This window comes from Erwinia psidii, from assembly GCF_003846135.1.
Taxonomy (GTDB): Bacteria; Pseudomonadota; Gammaproteobacteria; order Enterobacterales; family Enterobacteriaceae; genus Erwinia; species Erwinia psidii.
The window spans coordinates 145774-152648 of record NZ_RHHM01000012.1; the positions used below are offsets into that span (position 1 = coordinate 145774).

Sequence of the window (6875 nt, forward strand, 5' to 3'; positions counted from 1 at the left end):
ATACATCACGTGAGAAAATGAAGATTATTTTTAATATTACGTTATTATTCTGTTTAACAAGGTGCGGAAGAGATGGATTTGTCACCGGGTTACTGACCACCTCTCACAAAAAAGGTATTATGTCAGCCTAAGTCAGACTTGATTAATGGCTGCTGCGGATGTTATTTATCTCAGTACATAATTTTTTGCTAACTGAGACCGTGAAGGCGTCGGAAGTAATCAGCATTTAGCCTGTTTTCAACATCAGCAGGTTGGCAATAATTTCAGCACAGGAGCGGGTTACGGAGATAAGGATGTAGTGATTCCGGTGGCTGAGAATATCTTGTTTAACGATCGGGATACTAACGCTTTCTGCAATGCAGTCGGTGAGCCAGTCTGGTGTGCATAACCATCAGCTACCATGTTGAGTCAAGAAAAACATAGTTCATTGACTGCGTGCTGGTCCCTTGACGTGCCAACAAATTTTGTTAGCACCCCGGCTACAAATACACTTTTTTATATATATTGCTGTATTAGTGATGATTTTTTCTGACAGACAATTGACCTCAATGGTATTAACAATACTCAAAGACTGTAAAAACGCTGACCGCCCATAAGGGTAAACAATATAAGGAATACATATGCAAGGAATAAGTGGCCAAAATCGCATTTCGACATCCTCAGTATATCCTGTTGCTGAAATTAGCACTGCATCTCCAGGTCCCGTAGCAAGCTTTCTCAACGGTCTCAGAAGTGTTTCCAATTCAGTCATGAATCGGTTTACTGTTCATGCCGCACCTTCATCACCGTGGAATTATGATCGTCGTGGTGGTGTTCGCCCAACTGAATCCTCTTTTTCTGCTTCACCAAAAGTGGGTGCAAATACGACAAGGGAATCATTAAAAGCTGAGTATAAAAAAAATGCCAGCGAGTACCGCAACAATCCATCTTCATTTAGAGGTGTGTTAAATAATACGAGTGAAAAATGCAGGCAACATCATTATGATAAACGAAGCCATCCCTCCAGATAATTTTTGAATCTGTCAGAAATTACTACTGTGTACTTTTATCCCCACACGATAGCAATCTGGTGGGGTTTTATTGAAAATCGGCGTGGAATGGTTGTTGAGTATGCAGTACGCCATAACACCGGTGAAGGAGTTTCCGCATCAGTGCGCCAATTGCGCACATTTTTGCTTTTCCTCTCTGACATAACTGCTCATACATGGCCTTCATCACCGGATTAAACCTCAGTCCACATAACGATGCCAGATACAGCTTTGCCCTGATTTGCGGTGGTCCGATTTTTGACAATCCCGGTTTCCCTCTGACTGAGGTGCCGGAGGATTTTTCAACAGGAACCACGCCTAAAAACGCTGCAACCTGCTCTGCTGTGTCAAAATGATGACTCCGCAGGATAACCAGCATATTCAAACCTAACTGAAAACCCACGGATTTTATCGATGTCAGCAGGTCAAAATCATTTTTTTAATCAGGATGCTGCTCAAGGTGCGCGCGGATAAGACCGTCCAGATAGTTACGTTCTGTACTCAGGTCACGGAGCACATTTTCGATGGATTCAGTAACCGCAGAAGGCGTGTCCGTTGCCCGGGATTTTCCCAGCCTGTTTTTTCACGGGTGCTGTCAGTGACAAGTGCATTACGGCGACGTAAAAGTGCGCTGAGATAACGGACATCCTCTGGCTGAGGAACCCATGGCTCCGGCTCTTTAAGTGCAAGCATCAACCTGGTCGTTTTTCGTCAGCATTCCCATACCACGTGCAAATTCTCTGCTACGTTGCGGGGCAAGCGATACCCTGGCTCCAGCCTTATGAAGGCCATATGCTAATGATTCGCGATAAACTCCGGTGGCTTCCATGATGATATGGACCTCAGCCGGTTGGCAGTGTTGTTTATGGAGCCAGTTGATTACAGCACTGGTAGCCGCAAAGTCGTTTTTAAGCTTGCGCGTTTTTACCCTGCCTTTTACACCTTCCCGCAGCAGGCATAAATTCGGGGGTTTTCTTGCTAACATCAATACCTAACTGAAACATAGCCTTTTTCTGCTTTCACTAAACCATCACGCCGGTGACCCTTGTACATGCAGAGTCATCGCGCCTGGCAACCGTTCAATGTTAATGCTGGCGTGAAGGTGAAGCAGAGAGCTTTAGCTGATGCCTCGACATTCAGGATGGAAACAAGCTCACTCTGCTTCATGTGACGGTAGCCAACCATCACCTCTCTATTACATACAAGGATGGAAGGGCACTGACGCAGCGCCTGCGGTAAATAAAAAGAAGAGATCGGTGAAGACAGAGAACGGCCTGAAACCGTGAAAACAGTGTACGTCATCACGAAGTAAACGCAGTGACAGCGGATTTGCTGTCTGAAGAAGACGATCTGGCGCATCACAATCATTCATACGCCAGCAAAGGCTATCCGCCATAAACCGGGGCGAGCAGAGTGGGAAGCCCGGAGAGTAAATATAAAATTAAACCGATAACGCCACCCACCACCGTCCCATTAATGCGGATGCGTTGCAGATCTTTACCAATATTCAGCTCGACCTGGTGCGACATATCCCGTGCATCCCAGCCTTTTACCGTGTCGCTGATATGACGGCTGAGAAATGCCGAGAACTCTGGTGCGGCACCGGTCGCGGCGTCTTCTATGTGTTGATTCAGCGAGGCGCGCAGCTGAACATCCTGCATCAATGCTTGCCCCAGCCACTGTCCTGTCGCACTCACTTTTGTATGAAGCACCGAGTCTTCCTTATCAAGATCCTCTTTTAACCAGCGACGCAAATCCCCCCACAGCTGGCTGATATAGGTGTTCAGCGCGTCATCCTGCTTAAGATAATCCTTTATTTCTTCCGCTTTGCGCTGCATCGCGGGATCTTCCCGCAGTCTGCCGATCAGCCGCTGCACCGCACGGTTAAAGCCCTGCCTCAACTCATGTGTGCCATCCTGCTCAATATCGTTAAGCACTGACTTCACCGCATCTGCCGCCAGTTCAGCAAATTTGTCACCGACCCATTCAGTCGGCAGCATTTTTTCTATGGCAGGATGCTCACGCTTCAACCAGCGGATCGCCTGTTGGGCAATAAACGCGTGGGTGCCCGGTTTGTTCACCAGATGCAGCAACTGGCTGATGGCATCATCCAGCAGTTCCTGATGGCGGTTATTTTTGGTCAGACTCTCCAGCACTATTGCCGCTGAACGGGACAAATCGACCTTATCGATGGCGTTGTGAATGGCCCGGCGCATAAAAGCCTGGATACGCTGGTCATCCGCCAAATCCAGAAATCCCCGGACTACCTTCAGCAGATAGTGGCTGAACGTCGCCGCATTGGCAGGCACACTCAGCCAGCTGGCGACTATATGTGCCGGATCGTGGCGGCGGATCAGCGTCAGCAGGGACTCGGTGTTAAGAAATTTATCCTGCACGAACAGCGCAAGATTATCAGCAATACGATCCTTATTACGCGGAACGATCGCCGTATGACGGCCTACCAGCGGGATCGGCACCCGACGGAACAGGGCGCTGACGGCAAACCAGTCGGCCAGCGCACCAACCATTGCGGCTTCGGACACGGCCTTCAGTGCACCGATCCAGGCGTGCGGTTTAAACCACAGTGGGCAAAGTACGGTGGCGACAAAAACAACCGCAGCAGCACACAGCAGCAACAAGGGGAGCCGTTTTGCTCTCGCCAGTTCGGATTCTTTATTCATCAGCACTTCCTGTTTTCTGTTCTGATTGCTGCCTTAAAGCTGCCAGTAATCACTGTTGTCTGACCAGACATAATTTCTTAATTGCTCACTGTTGAAATCGACAGAGTAGCTGGCCTGTTCGCCGCCAGAAAGAGCGGTGATGACACCTTCATCCACGTGGCCGCTTTTTTCACGCCAGGTGGCGATAAGCACATACTTCCCGGCCCTTTTTTCCACCCGCAGCCAGAGGGTATCCAGAATGTCGCTCCCCTGAATCGTTTTACCGTTATCAAAGCTCAGCCGCGTATCTGGTGCGGGTTTCATCATCAGCGTGGTTAACCACAGCCCGCGATCGCGGGTCTGGAAGAAATCGCAGATTTTTTGCAGACGCGACGCGTTGAGCGGCGCATGTTTGACAATCGCATCAACCAGCTGACGATTACCTACCAGGCTTTCCGGCTGAGAAAAGGCTTGCCGGAAGTTATCCCGCGAAAGGATGAAATAGGGTTTTCCTTCACCGAAAGTGGAAATGCTCATGTCCAGCCCGTTGGCAATCTGGCTATCAATCATCGCGGCCAGCGCAGGCACATCCGGCGGCGTTGCCTTCAGTTTATGCTCGATACGGGCAAAAATAAGTGTCCTGTCATCGCCCTGCCACAGCGTTTTTTTCTGTTGTCCCAGCTCGTTGATCAGCGCATCGATGGCGCTGCTGTCTGCATCAATATCGATGAGGTATTTTGCCAGTTCAATGCGGTTGTTCGCTGATTTAAAGCGCATCAGATTCTCTTCGGCAAACTGGCGGGCGCGTTGGTCATCAAACTGCTTAACATTGGCAAACGCATCCATCAGGACATTTTCATCGTAGGTGGCGTTTCCGCTATTGAGCATCTTCAGCGTGAAGGGTAAGAGGGCGCGATCGTTACTCATCGCTTCCAGCACGGTGACTTTCTTACCATTGTTGTAATGGTTGTCCGCCAGAATGTCAGCGATTTTTTTGCCGGTTTCATCGGCCATCACTCTGCCGAAAATTCCCCGACTGGCGATAATCAGGTTCAGCGCGTCTCTGAACTGATAATCATCAGCGGCGGGATTCAGGATAATTGACATCAGACGCTGTTTTTCAGCCTCATTGAGCGTCGGCGTAAGGCTGCTGTGGGTTTTCTCACGTGCAAAGCGCAGGCTCAGGGAATCCAGCAGGGCGCTGGTACGCAGATTATCCAGTATCTTATGGCTCTCGCTGTTGCCATCATCAAAACGCAGCCAGTTATGGATCGTGTCGGTGTAATAAACCGTTAACTGTCTGGTCAGCCCGTTTACCCCAACAAAACCGATAACGGCCAGCGTAACGGCCAGCGCACTGACGATAGCCAGCAACCAGGCTCGCGTATGGTTAAGGACTGCCATCGTTTTGGTAATGGCGCTTTCGGTGATTTCTGCTTTGGCGTTGTCGATTTTATTACTGACCTGTTGCAGTAAGCGCTGATTCTCTTCGCGCAGCTTTTCCAGTTCTGCCCTGTGCTGTTGTGCATCTCGCTCTATTAGCAGCGTGGTTAAATCCTTTTGCATCGTTTTCTCACAGAAGAAAAATTTACATTTGGCGGCTAATGATAATGCAGGCTGACCGGATGATATGCAAACCAGGTGACCGACATTAACCTCGAAAATGAAAAGGAGATCGGTGTCGATAAAAGTGGCAGTTCCGTACTCTGTTTTCTTTTCTGATGGGGATGAAAAATGGACACGGGCTGTATGGCGATAGTGACAATATTCGGCGCGCTGCTACTGTTCTTGTGCCGGATTTATTCTGGTCGCACTTTTCTGGCTTTTGCACGCCGGGTAGGAATGGGACTGCATTGAGGATGGCGACCGCATCGCTGATTATCTCCACGGTTGCACTATCGGGCTTGCATACCTGACTTTCCGCAGTGCCGTGACGATTGCTGACACGCAAGACCGCTGGCAGACTGGATCTGCTGTAAATGGCGGTTAACATGTTCAGAGACGCAAAACAGCAGCCAGGGTCAGCAACCCGTCTGGTAATGCCCTCAGTTTTCGCCGCACATTTTTTGTCGCATTGGACAGGCAGATCGGCAACCCGAAAACAGTGGTGGTGTTTGCCGGACGTTTTGCCGCGCTGTTGCTCGCGCATATCACACTGGTTATGTATGCTGTCCTGCCACTTATCGTAATGTTGGCAGATAGGCCTGGTATGCCTTTGTGGCCTGTGCGTTGTCATCGGGTAGCCTTCGCCGCGACTGCCTGTCAGCCTCAGAAAGCGATATTTGACCGACCCGGTGGAAGCATAATCACTGTCTGGGATCCGGCCGAGCGTCAACCAGGCAAGGAGCCACCGTTGAGGTGGCTCCATAAGGTTAAGAGATAAACTGTTTTCCCTGCTTCAGCACAAGATCACAGGCTTTGGTTTTCACCTTTTTACCCAGTGCCGTGTTGCCAAGGCTGCTGAGGTTAACCTGCTGGTTATTGCCGGTATTGAGAAGTCCCGCCAGACCCTGTTTGTAATCGGTGGTCTCCTGAGCCTTCTGCGTATCGTCGAGACCGAGTTTGCTCATCAGTTGATCTTTTACCGAACTCACGTTGTTATCGACCACATTGTTTTGAACACAGTACTGTAAAACGCCCGCGGCATTTGTCATGCTGCTGGCGCTCAGTGACTGATTACCACCGTTGAGCAGGCTGGTGAGAGAGCTCATCGAGGTGCCTGCCTGGTTGCTGGCTGCCGTCGAACCGGAGTTCTGGCTGAGTGAATTCGCCGCGCTGCTGAGTTGATCCTGCCAGCTGGCGGCATAAGCCGCACCCGTCAACAGGGAAGAAGAAACCGTCAAAGCCAGAATTAAGTTAACCGCTATTTTCATGTTGTTGCCCTTTATAAAGTTATCCTGCGCGGCGTTATTCCATCGCATACCGTTCGCTACATTCGGACTGTATGCTGATGGGGGAGTTCCCTCGCTGACGGAATGGTTATCTTATGGCAAGCTTTTTGAGATAAATCCCAACTGTGGTTTTTCTCAGAGCTTTTCCGGTGATGGCACTTATAAGCCCGTGCGCTAAATAGCTATATGGACACCTCTCCGATGCAAGCACCGGCAGGTCTCTTTCTGACAAAGTAGCCACACACATATATCCGGCTTCGTGAGCCCCGATGAACATCCGTACTCTCTGTCCTCAT

General features: G+C 49.7%; 5 protein-coding genes and 1 pseudogene. 1 reads left to right on the plus strand and 5 read right to left on the minus strand.

From position 1 onward, the window contains the following. The first annotated feature begins 620 nt into the window (after window positions 1–620). On the plus strand, window positions 621–1010 hold the full coding sequence (locus tag EB241_RS15390) for a hypothetical protein (RefSeq protein WP_124233994.1): 390 nt from the start codon (window positions 621–623) through the stop codon (window positions 1008–1010). Between the two features lie 67 nt (window positions 1011–1077). On the opposite strand, the pseudogene EB241_RS15395 reads toward EB241_RS15390, so the two are convergent. The 5 genes and pseudogenes from EB241_RS15395 to EB241_RS15415 all read right to left on the minus strand — a co-directional run bounded on the left by EB241_RS15395 (window position 1078) and on the right by EB241_RS15415 (window position 6561). After that, window positions 1078–2032, minus strand: a pseudogene (locus EB241_RS15395) (IS110 family RNA-guided transposase). Window positions 2033–2087: 55 nt separating this feature from the next. After that, window positions 2088–2396 (minus strand): hypothetical protein, encoded by a 309-nt coding sequence (locus EB241_RS15400; RefSeq protein ID WP_124233995.1) that lies wholly within the window; start codon window positions 2394–2396, stop codon window positions 2088–2090. 17 nt (window positions 2397–2413) lie between these two features. Beyond that, window positions 2414–3709: a DUF445 domain-containing protein gene (locus EB241_RS15405; protein ID WP_124233996.1), complete on the minus strand. Its 1296-nt coding sequence runs from the start codon at window positions 3707–3709 to the stop codon at window positions 2414–2416. A gap of 33 nt (window positions 3710–3742) precedes the next feature. Then, complete coding sequence (locus EB241_RS15410) at window positions 3743–5254, minus strand: hypothetical protein (RefSeq protein ID WP_124233997.1); 1512 nt, start codon at window positions 5252–5254, stop codon at window positions 3743–3745. An 806-nt stretch (window positions 5255–6060) separates the two neighbouring features. Further along, complete coding sequence (locus tag EB241_RS15415) at window positions 6061–6561, minus strand: DUF2501 domain-containing protein (RefSeq protein WP_124234007.1); 501 nt, start codon at window positions 6559–6561, stop codon at window positions 6061–6063. Between the last annotated feature and the right edge of the window lie 314 nt (window positions 6562–6875).

Excerpts from the sequence above, each read along its gene's own strand:
- EB241_RS15390 (WP_124233994.1), top strand. The coding sequence starts at position 621 with ATGCAAGGAATAAGTGGCCAAAATCGCATTTCGACATCCTCAGTATAT.
- EB241_RS15400 (WP_124233995.1), bottom strand. The coding sequence starts at position 2,396 with ATGATTGTGATGCGCCAGATCGTCTTCTTCAGACAGCAAATCCGCTGT.
- EB241_RS15405 (WP_124233996.1), bottom strand. The coding sequence starts at position 3,709 with ATGAATAAAGAATCCGAACTGGCGAGAGCAAAACGGCTCCCCTTGTTG.
- EB241_RS15410 (WP_124233997.1), bottom strand. The coding sequence starts at position 5,254 with ATGCAAAAGGATTTAACCACGCTGCTAATAGAGCGAGATGCACAACAG.
- EB241_RS15415 (WP_124234007.1), bottom strand. The coding sequence starts at position 6,561 with ATGAAAATAGCGGTTAACTTAATTCTGGCTTTGACGGTTTCTTCTTCC.